Here is an 18,371-nt window from a genome sequence, read left to right on the forward strand (position 1 = left end):
GGCGTTCCCCGGGGTTAACGGCAACGGGACGCGGCCCGGGCCAACCGGACCGCGTGCGGCAGGCTCAGCGCTTGGGCTGCAGCCGGTCCTTGCGCCCGGCGATGGCCTCCGCCGCCGCCAGGATCACATTGCCCGGGACGCGGATCGTGTAGTCCGGATGGGTATAGCCGAACTGCAGCACGCCCTCTCCATCCACGATGAACACCGAGGGCACCGGCAGCGCGTTCTCCTTCGAGCCCGAGGCCGCCTCGAGGTTGATGCCGAAGGCGAGGTACTTCGCCACCGTCACCGCGTCCACCCGGAAGCCGATGCCGAAGGCCTTCATCGCGTGGCCCTGGCTGTCGGACAGCAGGGTGTAGGTCAGGTCACCGGCGTCGAGCGTCTTCGCCAACGCTTCGGGGCGGTCCGGGCTGATGGCGATCATCTGGTAGCCCAGCGCCTTGGCGCGGTCCTCGATCAGGCGCAGGTCGCTTAGCTGCAGGTTGCAGTAGGGGCACCAGCCGCCGCGGTAGAAGACCAGGATCGCGGGCTTGCCGCCGACCTGGCGGGCCAGCGTGGTGGCCTCGCCCTCGAGGGTGAGCAGGGCGACATCGGGCAGCTTCGAACCCATCAGGATCGGGCGGACCTGGTCGGCACTGGCGGCCAGTTCGGCGGCCGGCGCGGCGCTGGCGAGGGTGAGCATGAGGCCGGCAAGGGCGCAGCGGATCATGGCGTTTCTCCTGGGAACGGGCGTTGTGAACTCCTCAAGAGGCCAGCACCGGGCTAAAGGGTTCGCGGCCCGGCGCACTATTTCGCCAGGCAGCGCCGGTAGCGGTCGTAGACGCGGGTGGCGAACCAGGCGGTATCGAGGTCGCGGGTGATCTTCGGGCTCTCGAGCTGGATGCCCGGGATGATCTCGCGCGGCAGCGGCTTGCCGGCCCGGCGCTCGCCCAGTTCGAAGACCTGCTGGAACAGCGCCGTGTCGTTGAACCCCAGCTGGTTGCCCTGCTCCAGCTGGCGCCGGATCGCGCGTTCATCCATGCCCAGCTCGCCCGCGAGGCGGCGCGCCGCGCGCTCGGTCTCGCCGGGCTTCGCCATCGACGCCCCGGGCGTGAGCAGGTCGCCGTCCAGCGCCAGCGACTGTCCGGTGGCGTAGCCCAGGGCCTGCTGGAAGGCGGCGTTGCGGCTCGCGTACCAGCCGGCGTTGAAGTCGGCGAAGCGGTGCACCTTGCGCAGGTAAGGCGTCGGGTAACCCAGCAGGTGGGCGATGCCGAAGTACAGCCCGCCGCGGCGGGTGAACACTTCGCGGCGGATGCTGGTTTCAATGGCGTAGGGATAGGTCCCGGCCCGCGCCTCGGCGAACGGGATCGACACCTGCATCGGCCCGCCGGTCTGCACCGGGTTGCGGCCATCGAGCAGCTGCCGGCCCAGCGGCACGCGGCCGGTGAGGTCTTCGTAGAGTTCGCTGAGTTCCCGCTCGGTGCGCACCTGGTCGAGGCGCTGGCCGTAGCTGCGGCCGTCGGTGGAGTCGAGCCGGAGCGCGGCGTTGAGCGCGAACTTGGGGATGCGCAGCGCGGCGGCGCGGCGCTCGAGCTCGCCGCGGGCGATGGCAGGCAGGTTCGCCACCGGGGGGTCGGCCTGGTAGCCGGATTCCTGTTCGATGACCGCGAGCACCGCGCACAGGTTTTCCGGCGTCGGCGCGATCTCCTGCGTGCGCAGCGCGACCTCGATGTCGGTGGCCCAACCGGCACGGTCGGGCACGCTGGCCGGGATGCGGCGCTCGAGATCGCGGCGAACGGCTTCGGGCGACGGACCCGGCGGCGTGGTGGCGCAGCCGGCGACCAGCAGGACCAGCGCGCACGCCGTGAGCCAAGCGTGGCGCCGTGCCGCCGGACGACCGCCGCGCCGCGGCGCTGGCGCCGCGCGCCAAGCCAGCGTGCGCACGGGACTCAGCGCGCCGCCGCCAGCGCGAAGTCCAGCGCGGCCCGCACCGCCGCCACCTGGGCGTCGTTGCACTGGGCCGGCGTGGCGCGCGGGCTGTCGGGATAGACCTCGGTGGTGCTGCGGTAGCGCGCGGTGGTGACGCTGGCGCACAGCCCGAGCTCGCGGCAGGGATAGTTGATGACGCCATGCGCCACCACCGGCGAGCCGATGATCTCGCCCTTGGCGTCGGCCGGCGCGATATGGGTCACCTTCGCCACGGCGGCGATGATGGCCTGCTGGAATTCCGGCTGCGGGTCCTCGGTGTCGCCGACGGTGTAGAAGCCGTCGGGGATCTCGCCGGGCTCGAAGGCCTGGCCGTCGCGCGCGGCCTTGGCCGGGCGGAACTCGGATTCGTCGCTGTCGGTGGTTTCGTGCAGGTCCATGTGCACCAGGAACCGGTCGCGCAGCGGCGCCACCAGCTGCTTGAGCGCCGCGGATTCGGCAGCCTGGCCGTCGGGCCCGAAAGAGCGGTTCGGGTCGATGGCCTCGGCGTTCCAGCGCTGGATGCGCTCGTAGGCCCAGGGGCTGACGCAGGGCACGATCAACAGGTTGATGCGGCCGGCGTAATCCTTCGCGTGGGACTGCGCGAACTGCAGCGCGCCGTGGACGCCGCTGGTCTCGTAGCCGTGGATGCCGCCGGTGACGAGCGCGCTGGGCAGGTCTTCGCGCCAGCCTTGGCTGCGCAGCGCGTACAGCGGGAAGCGGCCGTCGTCGCCCGCGTCGAGCACGCCGTATTCCTGCACGTCGAACGCATCGCGCAGCCGGTCGATGGCCAGCAGCACGTCGTCGGCATAGCTGCGCTGGCGGGCCTGGCGGGCGCGCCAGGCGGCGCGCTCGGCGGCGCCCCAGGGCTGGCCGGGGGTGCCGATGGGATAGCTTTCGGGGGGATGCACGGTGGGCGGTCCTTGTTCGAAGACGGTGCCCGCGACTTTATCACCGCGCCTTTCGCGCCACGCCAAGGCGGCCGGGGCCCGGCGCGTTCCCGGAGGCTTACTCCAGGGCAATCCAGTCGACCGTCAGCGCGAACGGCCCCTCGCGCTTGTCGCCGATCAGAAGGCCGACCTCGCGCACCTGCGAAGGCTCGAACGGCGGGCCCAGCAGCGCAAACCCGTGCGCGCTGGCGCGCAGGCCCGACAGCGGCACCCGCACTTCGGTCCAGCGCCCGGCCTGGGTGGCGAACTCGCCGCCGTAGGACACCGTGATGCCGCGGAAGCGCGCGTCGGTGGCCAGCCGCAGCTGGTAGCGCCGGCCGTCGCCGCGCACCCGCAGCACCACGTTCTTCGCGCCGGTGAAATCGAACTCGCGGCCCACGGTGCGCACCGACGAAAAGCCGCCGTTGTTCTCGAGCGACAGCACGCCGGTGAAACGCAGCTGCCCAGCCGCCACTTCCGGCCCGCCGCTGGAGCGCCCGCCCATGACGCCGTCGTTCACCGCCACCCAGCGCGGCTCCTCGGGGGCGCCATCGAAGCGCATCAGGGTTTTCATCGGAGGCTCCGGGGCGGCGACGGTCACGCGCGAGGCCAGTAGAAGCAGGGCAACGATGGCAGCGCGTCCACGGTGCATTTCAGGCCCTCGCGTGATGGGCAGCCATTGCATCCGTTGCCTCGTGGCAGTCGCGTGACGGCCGCCCCGCCCGGCCGGTGCCGCCGTCAGGCCACCCGCCGGACCTTCGCCAGTGAGGGGCCCAAGGCCCGACGCGCCTCTTCCAGGTCGTACTCGGCCTGCAGGTTCAGCCAGAAACGCTCGCTGGTGCCCAAGGCCGCACCCAACCGCAGCGCGGTGTCGGCGGTGACGCCACGCTTGCCAAGGACGATTTCGTTGATCCGCCGGGGCGGCACGGCGGCGGCCCGCGCGAGGGCGTTCTGGCTAAGACCCATCGGTTCGAGGAAGTCGGCCAGCAGCACTTCGCCAGGGTGGATGTTCGGCAGTTTCTTTCGGGTCATCGGTGGTAATCCACTATCTCGACATCATGGGCATCGTCATCGATCCAGCGAAAGCAGATACGCCACCGTTCATTGATGCGAATGCTGAACTGGCCGCGCCTGTCCCCGGATAGCGCCTCGAGGCGATTGCCGGGAGGTACGCGCAGCTCTTCCAATGACACGGCGGCATTCAGCATCCGCAACTTGCGCCTCGCGATGCGCTGGATCGACCCGGGCAGCCGGCGACCGGGTTCGCCCCGCCACACCAGTTCAGCCTGCCTGTCGGCGAAGCTGCGGATCATGGGCCGACCATAACGCTATTCGTCATATGTCGCCACTCGTTATAGGGTGGACTCCCGACAGGATGAATTGCCTCCCGTCCCGTTCGCCATGCGACGCAGGATCATTTCCTCCTCCGCAATCGCCCCGGGCGAACGTACGATCCGAGGCGCACTGGCAAGGACCCGACGGCGGCGCTAGGCTCAGGTGCCCGCCCCCCGGAGACGCGCCATGAACTACGTCCAAGGCTTCGTGATCGCCGTGCCTAACGCCAACAAGCAGAAGTTCATCGACCACGCGCGCCAGTTCGACCCGCTGTTCATCGAGTTCGGCGCCCTGCGCATCCTCGAGTGCTGGGGCGAGGACGTGCCGCGGGGCAAGCAGACCGATTTCTTCGGCGCGGTGAAGTGCCAGGACGACGAGACCGTGGTGTTCTCGTGGATCGAATGGCCCGACCGCGCCACCTGCGACGCGGCGATGGAAAAGATGATGGCCGACCCGCGCATGGACCCGGCCGCCAACCCGATGCCCTTCGATGGTGCGCGGATGATCTACGGCGGGTTCTCGCCCATCGTGGTCATCGAATAAACACGCGGCGCCGGCCCGTCAGAACTGCCCGGGTGCGGGGCTGCGAAAGCCCTCCAGCGCCTCGATGACCCGTTCCGGCGCCTCGACCTGCGGGTAATGGCCGACGCCGGCCAGTTCGACCACGCGCGAACCGGGCAGCAGCTCGCGCCAGCGGGCCACGATGCCCGCGCCCGAGATGGGATCCTCGATGCCGTTCACCAGCGCGACCGGCACGCCGGCCTGCTGCAGCGCGCCGACCCAGCGCGCGCGGTGCTCGCGGCGCTCGGCGATGTAGCGCAGCAGCTTCGGCATCACGGCCTTGCCGCCGGCGCGCGTGAGCGCCTGCCAGGCTTCATCGAGCTCACCCTCGGGCCAGGGCTGGGCGCAGATGCGCTGCAGGCTGGCCTTGAAGCGACCTTCGCGGACGAACCGCACCAGCAGGGGCCCGAACGGACCCGCCAGCAGGCGCTGGATCCGCAGCGGACGCGTCGCCTCCGGGAACAGGCCGCCATTGAGGAAGACCACCGAGGTGATGCGGAACCCGAGCGCACCCTCGCGCTGCCGCGCCAGCAGCTCCTGCGCGACGGTGTTGCCGTAGTCGTGGGCGATCACCGCGACCTCGCGCACGCCGGTGGACTCGGCCAGCGCCACCCACTGGTCGGCCGAGGCCGCGATCGAATAATTGAACCCGCGCGGCTTGGCGGATGCGCCGAAGCCCAGCATGTCCAGCGCAAACAGTTCGTGCGTGCGCGCCAGCGCCGGCCACAGCCCGCGCCAGTCACGTCCCGAGGTCGGGAAGCCATGGATCAGGAACAGCGCCGGCCCCTGCCCGCCCCGCCGAACGTTCAGGCGGTGCCCGCGGAACGGCAGCACGAAGGTGGCGGCTTGCTCGAAAGCGGTCACGCGATTCCCCTGCGCCAGTCCCTGCATCCACGCCGCGGCCGCCTGGTGCGCCAGCGGGCGCGCCACGGTCACTCGAACCATCGTCAATCCTCAGCCCGGCGTGGCCAGCTTCAGGCCGATGATGCCGGCCAGGATCAGCCCCAGGCTGACCAGCCGGCCGGCATTCGCCGGCTCGTTGAACAGCACGATGCCCAGGATGGCCGTGCCCACTGCGCCCACGCCCACCCAAACAGCGTAGGCGGTGCCCAGCGGCAGGTCCTTCATCGCGAGGCCCAGCAGCCAGAGGCTGATGAGCATCGCCGCGCCGGTGCCGAGCGAGGGCCAGGTCTTGGTGAAGCCCTCGGTGTACTTCAGGCCCACGGCCCAGGCCACCTCGAACAGCCCGGCGAGGATCAGGATCAGCCAGCTCATCGCAGTGCTCCGTGGAAAGTGGACCGGGCCCCGCCTCAGGCCTTCGGGGCGGGTTTTTCGGCGGGCTTGTTGACGAACTTCTCCAGCATCTTCTTGCCCTCGGGCGACTGCGCCAGGCCCTCGAGCATGCTGGCGATGGCGGTGCCGCCGTCGGCCGAGAACAGGTCCATCACGCCCGACAGGCCCTTGCCGGGCGTGCCGGCGTTCGAAATCACCTTCACGTCGGCGGTCTTGAGCGCCTCCGCCTGGGCCATGCCAACGGCCTGCGCCGCCTCGATGTTGCGGATGCCCAGCAGGTAGTTCTGGTAGCCCTGGTCGCTGCCGATCTTCTCGGCCAGCTTGATCTGCGCGTCCACCGGCGCCATCAGGATGGCGGTCTCGGCCTGGCCCTTCGCGTTACCTTCCAGCGCGATGCCCTCGGCGTTGCGGCGGGCGGCCTCGAGCTGGCCTTCCGCGGTGAGCACGGTCTGCTGCTTCTGGCCCTCGGCCACCACGATCGAGACCTGCTTGTTGCCTTCGGCGGACACCACGGCCACCTGCTTGGCCGCGTCGGCCTCGACGATGGCCACGTCCTTGGCCTGGGCGGCGGCGATCACCGCGGCCTCGCGCGAAATCTCGGCGCCGCGCACGGTCTTCACCTGCACCACGTCCATTTCCTTGGCCGCGGTTTCGCGCTGCTGCACCTTCACCTGCTGCGCGGCCTGCTCGTTGGCCACGCCCACGTTCTTGTCCTTCTCGGCGGTGCGCAGGCCCACCTGCTCGGCGGCCAGCTGGCGCGACATCTCGATCTCGCGCTTGGCGGCGATCTCGGCCATCTCGGCCTGGCGGCTGTTATCGGCCACCACCAGGCGCGACTCGCGCTCGATGCCGGAGGTGCGCTTGGCCATGATGTTGTGGATGACGTCGCTGTCCTTGGCGTCGCGGATATCCATCAGCTCGATGTTCTTGATGGCCTCCACGCCCCAGCCTCCCAGCTGCGGCTGCACTTCCTTGGTGAAGGCTTCGCCGAAGCGGCTGCGGTCGAGCATGATCTGGTCGATCTCGTGCGCCGCCAGCACGGTGCGCACCGAGCCCTGCACGATCGCGGTCAGCTGCTCCTTCAGTTCGTCGAAGGACGCGACGCGCTGGGCGGCGGTGTTGGAATCGCTGATGCGGAAGAAGGCCATCACGTGCACCAGGAAAGGCACGCGCTCCTTGTCGTAGGCGGCGTAGTCCGGCAGGTCGATCGAGAAGTTCGATACCGGCAGCGTGACGCGGGTCAGGCCGACCAGCGGCAGGCGCGAGGGCCACTCGTAGTAGGTGTTGCTGGCGAAGCCCTTGCCGTAGGACACGGTGTCCTTGCGGGTCTGGACGATGTGCACTTCGTTCACCGGCACCACGCGGCGCAGGGCGATGACCCAGAAGAAAACCATCACGGCAACGAGGCCGGCGGCGCCGAGCAGGGCGATGAGGATGATCGAGGTTCCGGCGAGCATGGGAGGTTCCGCGGCGGGGGCAAGGACGGCCAGTATACGGGCGGCGCGGGGCCCGCCAAGGCACGATTTCGCTGTCCCTTGTCCGATGCCGCTTACGTTATCGCGTGGGTAGCCCACGACCCGAGGACCGCCCGATGCGCCGCCTGCCCGCCCTGCTCTGCCTGCTGTTCGCCGCCACCCAGGCCTGGGGCGACGCCACCGAGCCCACGGCCGACATCGAGGGCGCCCGCGACCCGGCCTGGCTCCAGCGCTACGAGGGCAGCTTCATCGTCAGCCACGAGCAGCGCGGCTTCGATGCGGTGTCTTTCCCGGCCTCGGTGCTCAAGCGCGTGCCCGGCCAGACCGATGCCTACAACAACAACGTCTTCCGCGCCGAACAGCAGCGCGAGGTCGAAGGCGAGTACGTCCGCCTGCTCTACGTCGCCCCGGCCGACCGCTCGCCGCTGGAGGTGATGCGCAACTACCTGGACCTGGTGGAGGAAGGCGGCGGCCAGGTGCTCTGGCGCTGCCGCGACACCGACTGCGGCGGCGACCTCAACGGCAACGACCACGGCGGCGGCAACCAGGGCCTGATCGAGCAGCTCTACCCGCAGGCCCGGCGCAAGGACGCCAACTTCAGCAACGGCTGGTGCACCAGCGGCTCCACCCCGCGCGAGCAGCACTACTCGCTGGCCACCCTGCCCGACGGCAGCGGCGGCGAGCGCACCCTGGGCATCGTCACTTTCCAGATCGGCGACCGCACCTACTGCGACGCCCTGCACGACCGCACGGCCGTGCTGGTGGTCGCCGTGTCGCCGAAGGCCCGCGAGCGCAAGATGGTCACGGTGAGCTCGGACGACATGGCCAAGGCCCTGGACGCCGACGGCCGCATCGCGCTGTACGGCATCCAGTTCGACACCAACAAGTCCTCGCTCAAGCCGGAATCCGTGGAGACCATCGCCCAGATAGCCAAGCTGCTGCAGGCCCAGCCCGTGCTCAAGCTCGACGTGGTCGGCCACACCGACAACGTGGGTGAGGCCGCGGCCAACCTGCGGCTGTCGCAGCGGCGGGCGGATGCGGTGGTGGCGTCGCTGGTGGAAGACCACGGCATCGACGAGGCGCGCCTCACCTCCCGCGGCGAAGGCCTGGGCAAGCCCATCGCCGACAACGCCACCGAGGACGGCCGGGCGAAGAACCGGCGGGTGGAGCTCGTGAAGCGCTGAGGCCCGTCTGTGACGAAAGTCCCCGGGCCGAACGTCCCGGGCCGAGGCCGCGGTGTTCGGTGACACTGGCGCCCCTTGCCACGAACCGGTCCACGTCATGCCCCTTGTTGCTTCACTGGTGATTTCCCTGGCCGCCGCTGCGGCCGATGCGACCACCCACCAGCCCGGCGACCCGGGCCCCGGTGCGCCGGTGTCCACCGGCGCCGGCTGGCTGTCCACGGACGCCAACGACTACAACCTGTCGCTGACGGCCGACGGCCGCCGCCTCGTCTTCGGCCGCTCGCCCACCGGCGATTTCGAAAACGCGCAGGTGTGGATGGCGACGCGCGAGTCCGGCGCGTGGTCGGCGCCCGAACCCGTGTTCGCCGCGCGCCCCGGCGGCCGCGACTCCGACCCCTGGCTGACGCCGGACGGGGCCTGGCTGTACTTCGTCTCCGACCGCCCGGCGCCCGGTCGCGCGGACGACCGCAAGGACATGGACCTCTGGCGCGCACCACTCACCGAGGGCCGCGTCGGTGAACCCGAGCATCTCGCCGCCGCCTCCAGCCCGGGCGAAGAGCTGGGCCCCGAAGTCCACGGCGGCGCGCTCTACTTCAACAGCACGCGCCCGGGCCGCCCCGCGCCGCTGGCGATCTACCGCGCCCCGGTGCTCGCCGACGGCATCGGCCCGGCCGTGGCGATGCCGGCGCCCTTCAACGAAGGCCAGGTGCAGGGCGACCTGACGTTCTCGCCGGATGGCGGCATCGCCTTGTTCTGGAGCGTGCGCGGCGGATCCCGCGAGCCCGACCTGTTTGCGGTGATGCGCGCTGGCGACGGTTGGTCGGAAGCCATTCGGCTGCCGCCACCCTTCAATGCCGCCGGCATGGACTTCACTCCGGCGTTTACCGCGGATGGGCGCACGCTTCACTGGGCCAGCCAACGGGAAAACGCCGAAGGACGCGCGGATGTGGTCGCACTTTCGACCGACGAACTGACCAAGGCGCTCGGGGCGACCCTCCGCCCCTGAGCGTTACCTCAGGCCTCATCCAATGCGTGGTGGATCAGCACCACGCACTGAGAGGCAAACAGCATCTTCCGGCCCAGCGAAATCCGCTTCGTGCCCAGGCGGTCGAGCGTGTGGAAGGTGTTCTTGGGCATCGGGATGTGGTCGGTGAGCAGGAAGCAGGGGTTGTCCCCGAAGGCCTGCTCGCGGATTGCGGTGCCTTTAGGGTCCATGACGAACAGTTGATGGTCGGTGGCCAGCTCCTGCACCAGCTTCTCGAAGCTGATCGTGCGCACGGTGACGCCCGACTCCACCGGCCGCGACTCCTCCTTGCCCATGCCGCGCGAGGCATCCAGCGCCGCGGCCACCTTGCCCAGCAGCGCCCGCTCGTCGAAGCCGCCGATGGCGTGCATGGCCGCCGCCTCGAAGCGGACGGTGCGCGAGTAGTCCGCCGTGCTTTCCAGCACCAGGTACACCACCACGTCGGCCCGGTGCGACTGGGCCACGAAGATGGCGTTCATCAGCGTGTGCGCCAGGATCTCGGTGTGGGCTTCCTGGCCCACGCCGGCCAGCAGCTTCTGTGAATCGGTGGGGGCGGCGCGGGCGCGGAGGACGAAGGTTCGCATCGGAGGACACGCGAGAAGATCAGACCGGGACGGTACACGAGCCACGCACCGCCAGGAACCCTGCCTGGAATCCAGGACTTGACCGCCCGGGCAGCGAAGTTACGTTATCCGGTCAGTGCCCAGTGGCACTATCGGATGCCACGGGCCGATATATATTCGATGGGCAGGCCCGGAGCCGTTCCGGCCACACAACGCGGAGAACGAACATGGGTCTTGTGCAGGCAGTGGCGGGTGCGGTCGGCGGCATGCTGGCCGACCAGTGGAAGGACTTCTACACGGTGCCGGCCGGGCTGCCGGCGACGGCCGCGCTGTTCGCCGCCGTGCCGCAGGGCACCAATGCCGGGCGCGGGGCGAACACCAAGGGCTCGAGCAACATCATCACCAACGGCTCGAAGATCGTCGTGCCCGAGGGCTACGGCTTGCTGCTGATGCAGGACGGCGCGGTCACCGCCTTCGTCGCCGAGCCGGGTGGCTACGAGTGGCGCTCGGACGACGTCAACTCCAAGTCCATCTTCGCCGGCGACGGCATCGTCAGCCCGCTGATCAAGCAGAGCTGGGAGCGCTTCAAGTTCGGCGGCCAGCCGGGCGGCCAGCAGCTCGCCTTCTTCGTCTCGCTGAAGGAGCTGCCGGACAACCGCTTCGGCACCCAGTCGGAGATCTACTGGGACGACGGCTTCCTCAACACCCAGGTGGGCGCGGTGACGCGTGGTTCGTACACGCTCAAGATCATCGATCCGATCTTGTTCGTGAAGAACTTCGTGCCGGCCAAGTACCTGCAGCCCGGCCAGGTGTTCGACTTCACCGACATCGACAACGCCGCGGCCAGCCAGCTGTTCAACGAGGTGGTGGGCTCGCTGGCGCCGGCCTTCAGCCTGTATTCGAACGACCCGGCCAAGGGCAACCGCATCACCAAGCTGCAGCAGGATTCGGTGGGCTTTGCCAAGAGCCTGTCGGACGCGGTGGAGAACGCCTACCAGTGGAAGACGGACCGCGGCCTGCTGATCGTCAAGACCGCCATCGTCTCGATCGAGTACGACGCCAACACCAAGGAACTGCTCAAGACCGTGCAGCGCGCCGACGCGCTGTCGGGCAGCCGCGGCAACTCCAACCTGCAGGCCAGCGTGGCCGCGGGCATGCAGGCCGCCGGCGAGAACAGCGGCGCCGCCGGCCTGGTGGGCCTGGGCATGGCGGGCGGCATGATGGGCGGCATCGGCAGCCTGCAGCAGCCGGCCACCCCGGCTGCGCCTGCGGCCGCCGCGGCCGATGACGCCATCGCCAAGCTGAAGAAGGCCAAGGAGATGCTCGACCTGGGTCTGATCACCCAGGCCGATTACGACGCCGCCAAAGCCAAGGCCCTGGGCCTCTAAGCCGCGCCATGGCCAACTCCACGCCCCCGCCCCTGCCGCCCGGCATCGGGCCGGGTTCCCCGCAGGACGTGCCGCCGGAACCGGGCACATTCCCGGTGGACCCGGCCACGCTGCCCAAGGCCATCCGCGACGAAGTGCTGGCGCCCGACCCGGTCGCCATCGACACCGCGTCCGAGGAACTCAAGGACGGCCAGAACCACTGCCCCAAGTGCGGCGCCACCGATATCCGACACCGGGCCGGCACCGACATGCTGATCTGCCTGTACTGCCGCAACGAGTGGCATGGCGAAGGCGTGGAGGAGGCGTTCGGGCTGGGCGAGGGCCTGGACGAGCTGTCCGGCACCATCATTGCTTCCGGCGCGAAAGACATCGCCGCGGACGCCTCGCACCTGATGAGCTTCAAGTGCACCGGCTGCGGCGCGGAAGTCACCGTCAACACCGAAAGCAACATGACCGCCCGCTGCCACTGGTGTCGCCACGTCTTCGGCGTAAACGAACAGGTGGCGAACGGTGCGGTGCCCGATGCGGTACTTCCCTTCCGCATCAAGAAGGAAGACGCGGTGGAGCGCATCCGCCAGTTCGTGGGCAAACGAAAGCTGTTCGCGCTGAAGGAGTTCAAGGCGCAGTTCACGCCCGAGAACGTGGTGGGCGTCTACCTGCCGTACATGATCGTCGACGGCAAGGCCAGCGCGGCGGTGTCCGGCGAGGGCGAGATCAAGACCGCCGAGTACACCCGCGGCACCGGCAACAACAAGAAGACCTACTACGACGCCGACGTGTACGCCGTGCGCCGCGCCGTGGACTTCACCGTGGACGACCTGCCGCTGGAATCGTCCAGCGAGCGCAGCAAGCTCGACACCAAGGTCAACACCAACAACATCATCAACACCATCCTGCCCTTCGACACCAAGAACGCGGTGAAGTGGAACGCCAGCTACCTGTCGGGCTACACCTCGGAAAAGCGCGACAGCGACGTCGAGGCCCTGCGCCCCCGCCTGGAAGACCAGCTGCTGTCCATCGCCCGCCACCAGGTAGAGCGCTCGGTGAGCCGCTACGACCGCGGCGTGCGCTGGGAAGAGGAAAGCCTGGACGTGCACGGCACCCGCTGGGTGGCGATGTACCTGCCGGTGTGGCTGTACAGCTACCAGCAGCCGGGCAGCGGCATGCTGCACTACATCGCGGTGAACGGCCGCACGGGCGAAACCATGGGCAGCGTGCCCGTGCAGCACTGGAAGCTGCTGCTGGCGGCGCTGACGGCGGGCACCTTCATCGAGACGCTGGTGATCGCCCTACTGATAGGAAGCAACTGATGAGCGACGACAACGGCGCATGGCTGCTTGCGCTTGGCCCGGCCGGGGCCGCGGCGCTGTATTGGGCGATTTATCGGTATTACCGCAATACCGACAAGTCGCATGCGTTCGAGCGCGACACCGCCGTGGAAGCGAAGCCGGTGACCGGCGACGACCGCAAGACCGGCGACGTGAAGGGCGTGCGGAATTCACGCATCTCCGGGGACAACGTGAAGGCCTATCGCCAGCGCGTAAAGCGGGTTGGCTAGCGACACACCGCACACCGGGGCCCGCGCCGGCCTCAATACACCGCGTATACCTTGCCCGTCTCCCCGCCTTCCACCGAGCGCGCATAGCCCAGCGCCACGCGCGCGCCCGATACCGGCTGGAAGCCGCGGAAGAACGGCCCCAGGGCGTCCATGGATTCCACCAGCACGCCCGGGCTGACGGCGTTGATGCGCAGGCCGCGCGGCAGTTCCACCGCGGCGGCGCGCACGAAGCCTTCGATGCCGCCGTTGGCCAGGCTGGCGGCGGCGCCGTAGGCCACCGGGTCGTGGAAGAGCACGCCGCTGGTGAGCGTGAACGAGCCGCCGTCGCGCAGGTGGCGCTGGCCGAGGAGCGCCAGGTTCACCTGCCCCATCAGCTTGTTGGCCAGGCTGAAGGCCCACTGCTCGGGCGTGAGCTCCAGCAGCGGCGCCCAGCCCACCTGCCCGGCGGCGGAGACGATCGCGTCCACCGTGCCCAGCTTCGCCAGCGCGGCTTCGATGCTGGGCCGGTCGGCCAGGTCCAGGCGCAGGTCGCCGCCCTGGCGGCCGGCCGTGACCAGGTCGTGCCGCGCGCCCATCTCCGCCGCCACCGCGCGGCCCACGGTGCCCAGGGCACCCACCAAGAGAATCTTCATGTTTGGCTCCTCGTCGGCCGGATTGGCCTCGCCAAACAATCTAATGAATTCCTTAACTGGCTTAATCGGGTCTCATCTGGCTATTCTGTTTCCCTATGGAAACAAACGGCAGCCGCTTCCACGAAGCCCTGACCCTGCTCACCGTGGCGGAAACGGGCAGCTTTACCCGCGCCGCCGAGCAGCTGGGCGTGTCCAAGGCGCAGGCCAGCAAGCTGGTGACCGCGCTGGAAACCGCGCTGGGCGTGAAGCTGCTTCACCGCACCACGCGGCGGGTGGCGCTGACCGACGCCGGCCGGCTTTACCTCGATTTCGCCCGCCAGGCCCGGCAGGCGCTGGGCGACGGCGAACGCGCCGTGTCCGCCGTGCGCACCGAAGTGGACGGCCTGATCCGGCTCACGGCGCCCACCTCGCTGGGCGACGGTTTCCTGGTGGACCTGCTGGCCGACTTCCGCGCGCAGTACCCCGCCGTGCGCTTCGACGTGGACCTCAGCATCGGCACCCGCGACCTGGTGGGCGAAGGCTTCGACTTCGCCATCCGCATGGCCCGCACGCTCGACCCGAACCTGGTGGCGCGCCCGCTGGGCGTGATGCGCGAGGCCATCGTGGCCAGCCCCGCCTACCTGGCCGCGCACGCGCCCGGCGGCCTGCAGGAACCCAGGCAGCTGAGCGCGCTGGAAGCCCTGCGCAACCGAAACTTCCGCGACGAAGGCCGCTGGCTGCTCCAGCGCGGCGAGGAAACCGTGGCGGTGCCCGTGCAGGGCAACCTGGCCATCAACCACTTCATCGGCCTGCGCCGCGCGGCCGTGCTCGGCCTCGGCGTGGCCCGCCTGCCCCGCTACCTGCTGCGCGAAGAACTAGCGCGCGGCGGCCTGGTGGAACTACTGCCCGGCTGGCAGCTGCCCGCCACGCCAGTGTCGCTGGTCTACCCCAGCCGCGAACACCTGCCGCTGCGGGCGCAGGTCTTCCGAGATTTCGTGATGGCGTGGATCGGGCGCGGGGGCGTGCTCGAGTGAGGCGGCACCAGCTCTCTGCGTCAGCAGCATGGGGACTCCACTTTGGACGACCTGCTGCTGGAGTCCTTGTGCGAGCGCAGAACGCTCAACATCGAGGCCGATACAAACAACACCATCAACACCATCCTGCCCTTCGATACCAAGAGCGAGGCGACGTGGAACGCACATTGCCGGACAGGCGAATCCATGGGCAGCGGGCCTGTGCTGCACTTGAATCTGCTGCGGGCGGCTCTTAGCACCGGCACGTTCATCGAGGCCATATCTGTAGCCCGGCTACTGGGAACGAACTGATGAGCGACGACAACGGGGCATGGCTGCTTGCCCTCGGCGCGTTCGGTGCGGCGTCGCTGTATTGGACTATTTATCGGTATTGCCGGAATACCGATAAGTCTCATGCGTTCGAGCGGAAGAACGCCGTGGATGCGAAGCCGGTGCCGGGTTCGAACGGAAAGGTCAGCGCAGTTACGGGGAGGCGGGAGTCACGAACCAGCGGAGGTAAGGTCAGGCGTGTCGTCAACGTGCGAAGCACACCTAACTATTACGGGCGGCTCGGGCGCCGAGACTGATGATAGGACGCCTGAGCCTAGAGTATGCATCCACGGCATCCCACGCGCATCGAATGCTCGCCCTCTGACAGAAGCCTATGGATAAGAGATCAGATTTCTCACCTCACGAAGAAAGTCTTGAGTATCAAGGAAATAGTTAGGGTATGCCTTTTTTAGCGCTGTGATCGATGACACCGAAACGAGGACAACTTGCTTTGTGGTCGCTTCGGGCAAAGAACCCTCAGCAGCAAGGTATGCGTTGTTTGCCGCGGCAAAGAATCTTTTTTTGTATCCCACTACCGAAACCTCTCGTTGAAGCGGGTCAAGTGTCACAAGAAAATAAACCGCATCCGTGCGGCGCTCAATGTGCGGGATAATTACCGAGTACCGCTCAAATGTCTCGACTATGTGGTGCTGCCTGTTCAGCGCCCGAACCTCTCTCCGTATCTCTTCAACTCCCCGGGGAGTCCCAGGAACAATTGGGCAGCCTTCCTGAATTGCGAAATATGAGCTCATCAACGCGAAGAAGCGCAACCATTCAGCACTGCCCTGATTAGACTTCAACTGTGCATTGGTGAAAGTGGCAGCAGCCTCAACAGCAGTTGCCCATTTGTGCTGGAGCAAGGTTCGTAACTGAACTTCTATTTTCAGCCCTTTCCACGGCTCTGACCTGCCGTTACCCGCAAATCGATACTTGAGGTGAATACCTCGATATCCGGTGGTCTTCGGATGGCTTATATAGTCCTTTTCGCCACCGAACTGATGCGTAATCGGCCGCGATAAATAGACATCTCGAACCTCAAGAAGCGCGTCTAAAGTCGGCATGACGGCTCGGCAACCACCGACGTCTTGCATCTGAGATAGCTTCATTTCGGGACGATCTAACAACTTCGCCCGAATAGACGGCAAACGCTTAATGCGCTGGGCAGTGAGTGCTTTCGCGCTAACACGCTTAACGCGACCCTTCAGGGTCATGTACATGGAGTTCAACGGAAACTGATGTGCCACGCGCCAGTTGTCGACAACTGTCTTTTCAAATTGCAGATCAGCGGCATCATCAGCCGCAATCAGTGACCTTGCGGCCCGATTCACCTCAGACACTGAGAACTGCGGGGTCAGGTAGTTCATTCAACTCCAGGCAGAACGTCTTTTGGTTAGCTGATGAAGCTGCATGACAACTAGTCGCGAGATAGATTCGTCAGCGCGACGCGCAGCGTTTTACATGTTCCGCCGATACTCGCCGCCCACCTCATAAAGCGCGTGACTGATCTGCCCAAGGCTATGGGTCTTCACCGCCTCCATCAGCGCCGCAAAAATATTCTGGCGCTCACGGGCGGTGTTCTGGAGGTAGGTTAGGCCATGGCGAGGCCCGTTCGGGACTGAAGCGCCTCCCACAGGGGCGAGAGAATTTCTCGCCTGCTGGAAGGTCCGCACGTTGGCGATCTGGGCAGCCTTTTCGGGCTCGGTGCTTCGGATCAGCTCGATGGTGGTGGCCACCTCGCCGGCGTGGTCCTTGGGCAGGAAGGTGTTCACGCCCACCAGGGGCAGGCTGCCGTCGTGCTTCTTGTGCTCGTAGTACAGGCTTTCTTCCTGGATCTTGCCGCGCTGGTACATGGTGTCCATCGCGCCCAGCACGCCGCCGCGCTCGCTCAGGGCTTCGAACTCCTTGTACACGGCCTCTTCCACCAAGTCGGTCAGCTGCTCCACGGCGAAGCTGCCCTGCCAGGGATTCTCGTTGAAGTTGAGGCCCAGCTCCTTGTTGATGATCATCTGGATCGCGACCGCGCGGCGCACGCTTTCCTCGGTCGGCGTGGTGATCGCCTCGTCGTAGGCGTTGGTGTGCAGGCTGTTGCAGTTGTCGAACAGCGCGTACAGGGCCTGCAGCGTGGTGCGGATGTCGTTGAACTGGATCTCCTGCGCGTGCAGGGACCGGCCGCTGGTCTGGATGTGGTACTTCATCATCTGGCTGCGCGCGGACGCGCCGTAGCGCTCGCGCATGGCGCGGGCCCAGATGCGGCGGGCGACGCGGCCGATGACGGTGTACTCCGGGTCCATGCCGTTGCTGAAGAAGAACGACAGGTTGGGCGCGAAGTCGTCGATGTTCATCCCGCGCGCGAGGTAGTACTCGACGATGGTGAAGCCGTTGCTCAGGGTGAAGGCGAGCTGGCTGATCGGGTTCGCGCCGGCTTCGGCGATGTGATAACCGCTGATCGACACCGAGTAGAAGTTGCGGACCTTGCGGTCCACGAAGTACTGCTGGATGTCGCCCATCATGCGCAGGGCGAACTCGGTGCTGAAGATGCAGGTGTTCTGGGCCTGGTCCTCCTTGAGGATGTCGGCCTGCACGGTGCCGCGCACGGTCTGAAGGGTCTGCGCCTTGATGCGCTCGTAGACCTCGGGCTCGACGACCTCGTCGCCGGTAACGCCCAGCAGGCCGAGGCCGAGGCCGTCGTTGCCTTCCGGCAGCGGGCCGGCGTACGTCGGGCGCTCGCGGCCTTCGTACATGCGGTCGATCTTGGTGCGCGCGGCGATCCAGCGGGACTCGTCCTCGCGCAGGTACTTCTCCACCTGCTGGTCGATCGCGGTGTTCATGAACATCGCGAGGATCATCGGCGCGGGGCCGTTGATGGTCATGGAGACCGACGTGGTGGGCGCGCACAGGTCGAAGCCGGAGTACAGCTTCTTCATGTCGTCGAGCGTGGGGATGTTGACGCCCGAGTTGCCGATCTTGCCGTAGATGTCCGGGCGTGGCGCCGGGTCCTCGCCGTACAGCGTGACGCTGTCGAACGCGGTGGACAGGCGCGCGCCCCTGCCGCCGCGGGCCAGGTAGTGGAAGCGGCGGTTGGTCCGCTCCGGCGCACCCTCGCCGGCGAACATGCGCGTCGGGTCCTCGCCCTCGCGCTTGAATGCGAACACGCCGGCCGTGT

General features: G+C 67.7%; 22 protein-coding genes. 9 read left to right on the plus strand and 13 right to left on the minus strand.

The window, feature by feature from the left end; all coding sequences use genetic code 11:
* Window positions 1-64: 64 nt before the first annotated feature.
* The 6 genes from VFV21_RS11695 to VFV21_RS11720 form a co-directional block, all read right to left on the minus strand.
* Window positions 65-709 (minus strand): peroxiredoxin-like family protein, encoded by a 645-nt coding sequence (locus VFV21_RS11695; RefSeq protein ID WP_329669600.1) that lies wholly within the window; start codon window positions 707-709, stop codon window positions 65-67.
* Window positions 710-786: 77 nt separating this feature from the next.
* Window positions 787-1,833: a DUF1615 domain-containing protein gene (locus tag VFV21_RS11700; RefSeq protein WP_329669621.1), complete on the minus strand. Its 1,047-nt coding sequence runs from the start codon at window positions 1,831-1,833 to the stop codon at window positions 787-789.
* Window positions 1,834-1,928: 95 nt separating this feature from the next.
* Window positions 1,929-2,855, minus strand: a complete 927-nt coding sequence (locus VFV21_RS11705; RefSeq protein ID WP_329669601.1) for a M14 family metallocarboxypeptidase — start codon at window positions 2,853-2,855, stop codon at window positions 1,929-1,931.
* A gap of 97 nt (window positions 2,856-2,952) precedes the next feature.
* Window positions 2,953-3,447 (minus strand): CIA30 family protein, encoded by a 495-nt coding sequence (locus VFV21_RS11710; protein WP_329669602.1) that lies wholly within the window; start codon window positions 3,445-3,447, stop codon window positions 2,953-2,955.
* Between the two features lie 164 nt (window positions 3,448-3,611).
* Window positions 3,612-3,905: a HigA family addiction module antitoxin gene (locus VFV21_RS11715; protein ID WP_329669603.1), complete on the minus strand. Its 294-nt coding sequence runs from the start codon at window positions 3,903-3,905 to the stop codon at window positions 3,612-3,614.
* Window positions 3,902-4,186, minus strand: coding sequence for a type II toxin-antitoxin system RelE/ParE family toxin (locus VFV21_RS11720; protein WP_329669604.1), 285 nt, complete (start codon window positions 4,184-4,186; stop codon window positions 3,902-3,904). Before VFV21_RS11720 ends, VFV21_RS11715 begins: the two co-directional genes overlap by 4 nt.
* Before the next feature lie 208 nt (window positions 4,187-4,394).
* Between VFV21_RS11720 and VFV21_RS11725 the strand changes: the two genes are divergently transcribed.
* On the plus strand, window positions 4,395-4,751 hold the full coding sequence (locus VFV21_RS11725) for a DUF1428 domain-containing protein (RefSeq protein ID WP_329669605.1): 357 nt from the start codon (window positions 4,395-4,397) through the stop codon (window positions 4,749-4,751).
* 18 nt (window positions 4,752-4,769) lie between these two features.
* On the opposite strand, the gene VFV21_RS11730 is transcribed toward VFV21_RS11725, so the two are convergent.
* Genes VFV21_RS11730 through VFV21_RS11740 form a run of 3 tightly spaced genes read right to left on the minus strand, consistent with a single transcriptional unit; the run spans window position 4,770 to window position 7,519 of the window.
* Window positions 4,770-5,714: an alpha/beta hydrolase gene (locus VFV21_RS11730; RefSeq protein WP_329669606.1), complete on the minus strand. Its 945-nt coding sequence runs from the start codon at window positions 5,712-5,714 to the stop codon at window positions 4,770-4,772.
* A 9-nt stretch (window positions 5,715-5,723) separates the two neighbouring features.
* On the minus strand, window positions 5,724-6,044 hold the full coding sequence (sugE, locus tag VFV21_RS11735) for a quaternary ammonium compound efflux SMR transporter SugE (RefSeq protein ID WP_329669607.1): 321 nt from the start codon (window positions 6,042-6,044) through the stop codon (window positions 5,724-5,726).
* Between the two features lie 35 nt (window positions 6,045-6,079).
* Window positions 6,080-7,519, minus strand: coding sequence for an SPFH domain-containing protein (locus tag VFV21_RS11740; RefSeq protein WP_329669608.1), 1,440 nt, complete (start codon window positions 7,517-7,519; stop codon window positions 6,080-6,082).
* A 134-nt stretch (window positions 7,520-7,653) separates the two neighbouring features.
* Between VFV21_RS11740 and VFV21_RS11745 the strand changes: the two genes are divergently transcribed.
* Window positions 7,654-8,721, plus strand: coding sequence for an OmpA family protein (locus VFV21_RS11745; RefSeq protein WP_329669609.1), 1,068 nt, complete (start codon window positions 7,654-7,656; stop codon window positions 8,719-8,721).
* A 97-nt stretch (window positions 8,722-8,818) separates the two neighbouring features.
* Entirely contained in the window at window positions 8,819-9,727 is a 909-nt protein-coding gene (locus VFV21_RS11750) for a hypothetical protein (protein ID WP_329669610.1), read from the plus strand.
* A gap of 8 nt (window positions 9,728-9,735) precedes the next feature.
* Here the strand turns inward: VFV21_RS11750 and trmY are convergent, their stop codons facing one another.
* Window positions 9,736-10,329: a tRNA (pseudouridine(54)-N(1))-methyltransferase TrmY gene (gene trmY, locus VFV21_RS11755; protein ID WP_329669611.1), complete on the minus strand. Its 594-nt coding sequence runs from the start codon at window positions 10,327-10,329 to the stop codon at window positions 9,736-9,738.
* A gap of 206 nt (window positions 10,330-10,535) precedes the next feature.
* Here trmY and VFV21_RS11760 point away from each other — a divergent pair, with 206 nt between their 5' ends.
* Genes VFV21_RS11760 through VFV21_RS11770 form a run of 3 tightly spaced genes read left to right on the plus strand, consistent with a single transcriptional unit; the run spans window position 10,536 to window position 13,254 of the window.
* Window positions 10,536-11,696: an SPFH domain-containing protein gene (locus VFV21_RS11760; protein WP_329669612.1), complete on the plus strand. Its 1,161-nt coding sequence runs from the start codon at window positions 10,536-10,538 to the stop codon at window positions 11,694-11,696.
* Between the two features lie 8 nt (window positions 11,697-11,704).
* A complete protein-coding gene (locus VFV21_RS11765) occupies window positions 11,705-13,006 on the plus strand; it encodes a TFIIB-type zinc ribbon-containing protein (RefSeq protein WP_329669613.1) in 1,302 nt (433 codons plus the stop codon).
* On the plus strand, window positions 13,006-13,254 hold the full coding sequence (locus VFV21_RS11770; RefSeq protein ID WP_329669614.1) for a hypothetical protein: 249 nt from the start codon (window positions 13,006-13,008) through the stop codon (window positions 13,252-13,254). Before VFV21_RS11765 ends, VFV21_RS11770 begins: the two co-directional genes overlap by 1 nt.
* 32 nt (window positions 13,255-13,286) lie before the next feature.
* Here VFV21_RS11770 and VFV21_RS11775 read toward each other — a convergent pair whose 3' ends face one another.
* On the minus strand, window positions 13,287-13,886 hold the full coding sequence (locus tag VFV21_RS11775; protein WP_329669615.1) for a short chain dehydrogenase: 600 nt from the start codon (window positions 13,884-13,886) through the stop codon (window positions 13,287-13,289).
* A 95-nt stretch (window positions 13,887-13,981) separates the two neighbouring features.
* Here VFV21_RS11775 and VFV21_RS11780 point away from each other — a divergent pair, with 95 nt between their 5' ends.
* The 3 genes from VFV21_RS11780 to VFV21_RS11790 are packed head-to-tail and all read left to right on the plus strand — an operon-like array spanning window position 13,982 to window position 15,465.
* Window positions 13,982-14,899: a LysR family transcriptional regulator gene (locus tag VFV21_RS11780; protein WP_329669616.1), complete on the plus strand. Its 918-nt coding sequence runs from the start codon at window positions 13,982-13,984 to the stop codon at window positions 14,897-14,899.
* 42 nt (window positions 14,900-14,941) lie between these two features.
* Window positions 14,942-15,190 (plus strand): hypothetical protein, encoded by a 249-nt coding sequence (locus VFV21_RS11785; RefSeq protein WP_329669617.1) that lies wholly within the window; start codon window positions 14,942-14,944, stop codon window positions 15,188-15,190.
* Window positions 15,190-15,465 carry a hypothetical protein gene (locus VFV21_RS11790; protein ID WP_329669618.1) on the plus strand — a complete coding sequence of 92 codons (276 nt, stop codon included), beginning with the start codon at window positions 15,190-15,192 and terminating at the stop codon, window positions 15,463-15,465. The genes VFV21_RS11785 and VFV21_RS11790 overlap by 1 nt, the downstream gene beginning before the upstream one ends.
* A gap of 75 nt (window positions 15,466-15,540) precedes the next feature.
* Here the strand turns inward: VFV21_RS11790 and VFV21_RS11795 are convergent, their stop codons facing one another.
* Together VFV21_RS11795 and VFV21_RS11800 are read right to left on the minus strand one after the other, a co-directional pair.
* Complete coding sequence (locus VFV21_RS11795) at window positions 15,541-16,572, minus strand: RelA/SpoT domain-containing protein (protein ID WP_329669619.1); 1,032 nt, start codon at window positions 16,570-16,572, stop codon at window positions 15,541-15,543.
* 90 nt (window positions 16,573-16,662) lie between these two features.
* Window positions 16,663-18,371, minus strand: a 1,709-nt coding sequence (locus VFV21_RS11800; RefSeq protein ID WP_329669620.1) for a methylmalonyl-CoA mutase family protein, incomplete at its 5' end; no start/stop codon positions are given.

Source organism: Arenimonas sp., from assembly GCF_036275555.1.
Lineage (GTDB): Bacteria > Pseudomonadota > Gammaproteobacteria > Xanthomonadales > Xanthomonadaceae > Arenimonas.

Coding starts and splice junctions, on each gene's coding strand:
- VFV21_RS11790 (WP_329669618.1), top strand. CDS start 15,190: ATGAGCGACGACAACGGGGCATGGCTGCTTGCCCTCGGCGCGTTCGGT.
- VFV21_RS11725 (WP_329669605.1), top strand. CDS start 4,395: ATGAACTACGTCCAAGGCTTCGTGATCGCCGTGCCTAACGCCAACAAG.
- VFV21_RS11795 (WP_329669619.1), bottom strand. CDS start 16,572: ATGAACTACCTGACCCCGCAGTTCTCAGTGTCTGAGGTGAATCGGGCC.
- VFV21_RS11695 (WP_329669600.1), bottom strand. CDS start 709: ATGATCCGCTGCGCCCTTGCCGGCCTCATGCTCACCCTCGCCAGCGCC.
- VFV21_RS11715 (WP_329669603.1), bottom strand. CDS start 3,905: ATGACCCGAAAGAAACTGCCGAACATCCACCCTGGCGAAGTGCTGCTG.
- VFV21_RS11730 (WP_329669606.1), bottom strand. CDS start 5,714: ATGGTTCGAGTGACCGTGGCGCGCCCGCTGGCGCACCAGGCGGCCGCG.
- sugE (WP_329669607.1), bottom strand. CDS start 6,044: ATGAGCTGGCTGATCCTGATCCTCGCCGGGCTGTTCGAGGTGGCCTGG.
- VFV21_RS11710 (WP_329669602.1), bottom strand. CDS start 3,447: ATGAAAACCCTGATGCGCTTCGATGGCGCCCCCGAGGAGCCGCGCTGG.
- VFV21_RS11750 (WP_329669610.1), top strand. CDS start 8,819: ATGCCCCTTGTTGCTTCACTGGTGATTTCCCTGGCCGCCGCTGCGGCC.
- trmY (WP_329669611.1), bottom strand. CDS start 10,329: ATGCGAACCTTCGTCCTCCGCGCCCGCGCCGCCCCCACCGATTCACAG.
- VFV21_RS11780 (WP_329669616.1), top strand. CDS start 13,982: ATGGAAACAAACGGCAGCCGCTTCCACGAAGCCCTGACCCTGCTCACC.
- VFV21_RS11765 (WP_329669613.1), top strand. CDS start 11,705: ATGGCCAACTCCACGCCCCCGCCCCTGCCGCCCGGCATCGGGCCGGGT.
- VFV21_RS11745 (WP_329669609.1), top strand. CDS start 7,654: ATGCGCCGCCTGCCCGCCCTGCTCTGCCTGCTGTTCGCCGCCACCCAG.
- VFV21_RS11760 (WP_329669612.1), top strand. CDS start 10,536: ATGGGTCTTGTGCAGGCAGTGGCGGGTGCGGTCGGCGGCATGCTGGCC.
- VFV21_RS11720 (WP_329669604.1), bottom strand. CDS start 4,186: ATGATCCGCAGCTTCGCCGACAGGCAGGCTGAACTGGTGTGGCGGGGC.
- VFV21_RS11740 (WP_329669608.1), bottom strand. CDS start 7,519: ATGCTCGCCGGAACCTCGATCATCCTCATCGCCCTGCTCGGCGCCGCC.
- VFV21_RS11770 (WP_329669614.1), top strand. CDS start 13,006: ATGAGCGACGACAACGGCGCATGGCTGCTTGCGCTTGGCCCGGCCGGG.
- VFV21_RS11775 (WP_329669615.1), bottom strand. CDS start 13,886: ATGAAGATTCTCTTGGTGGGTGCCCTGGGCACCGTGGGCCGCGCGGTG.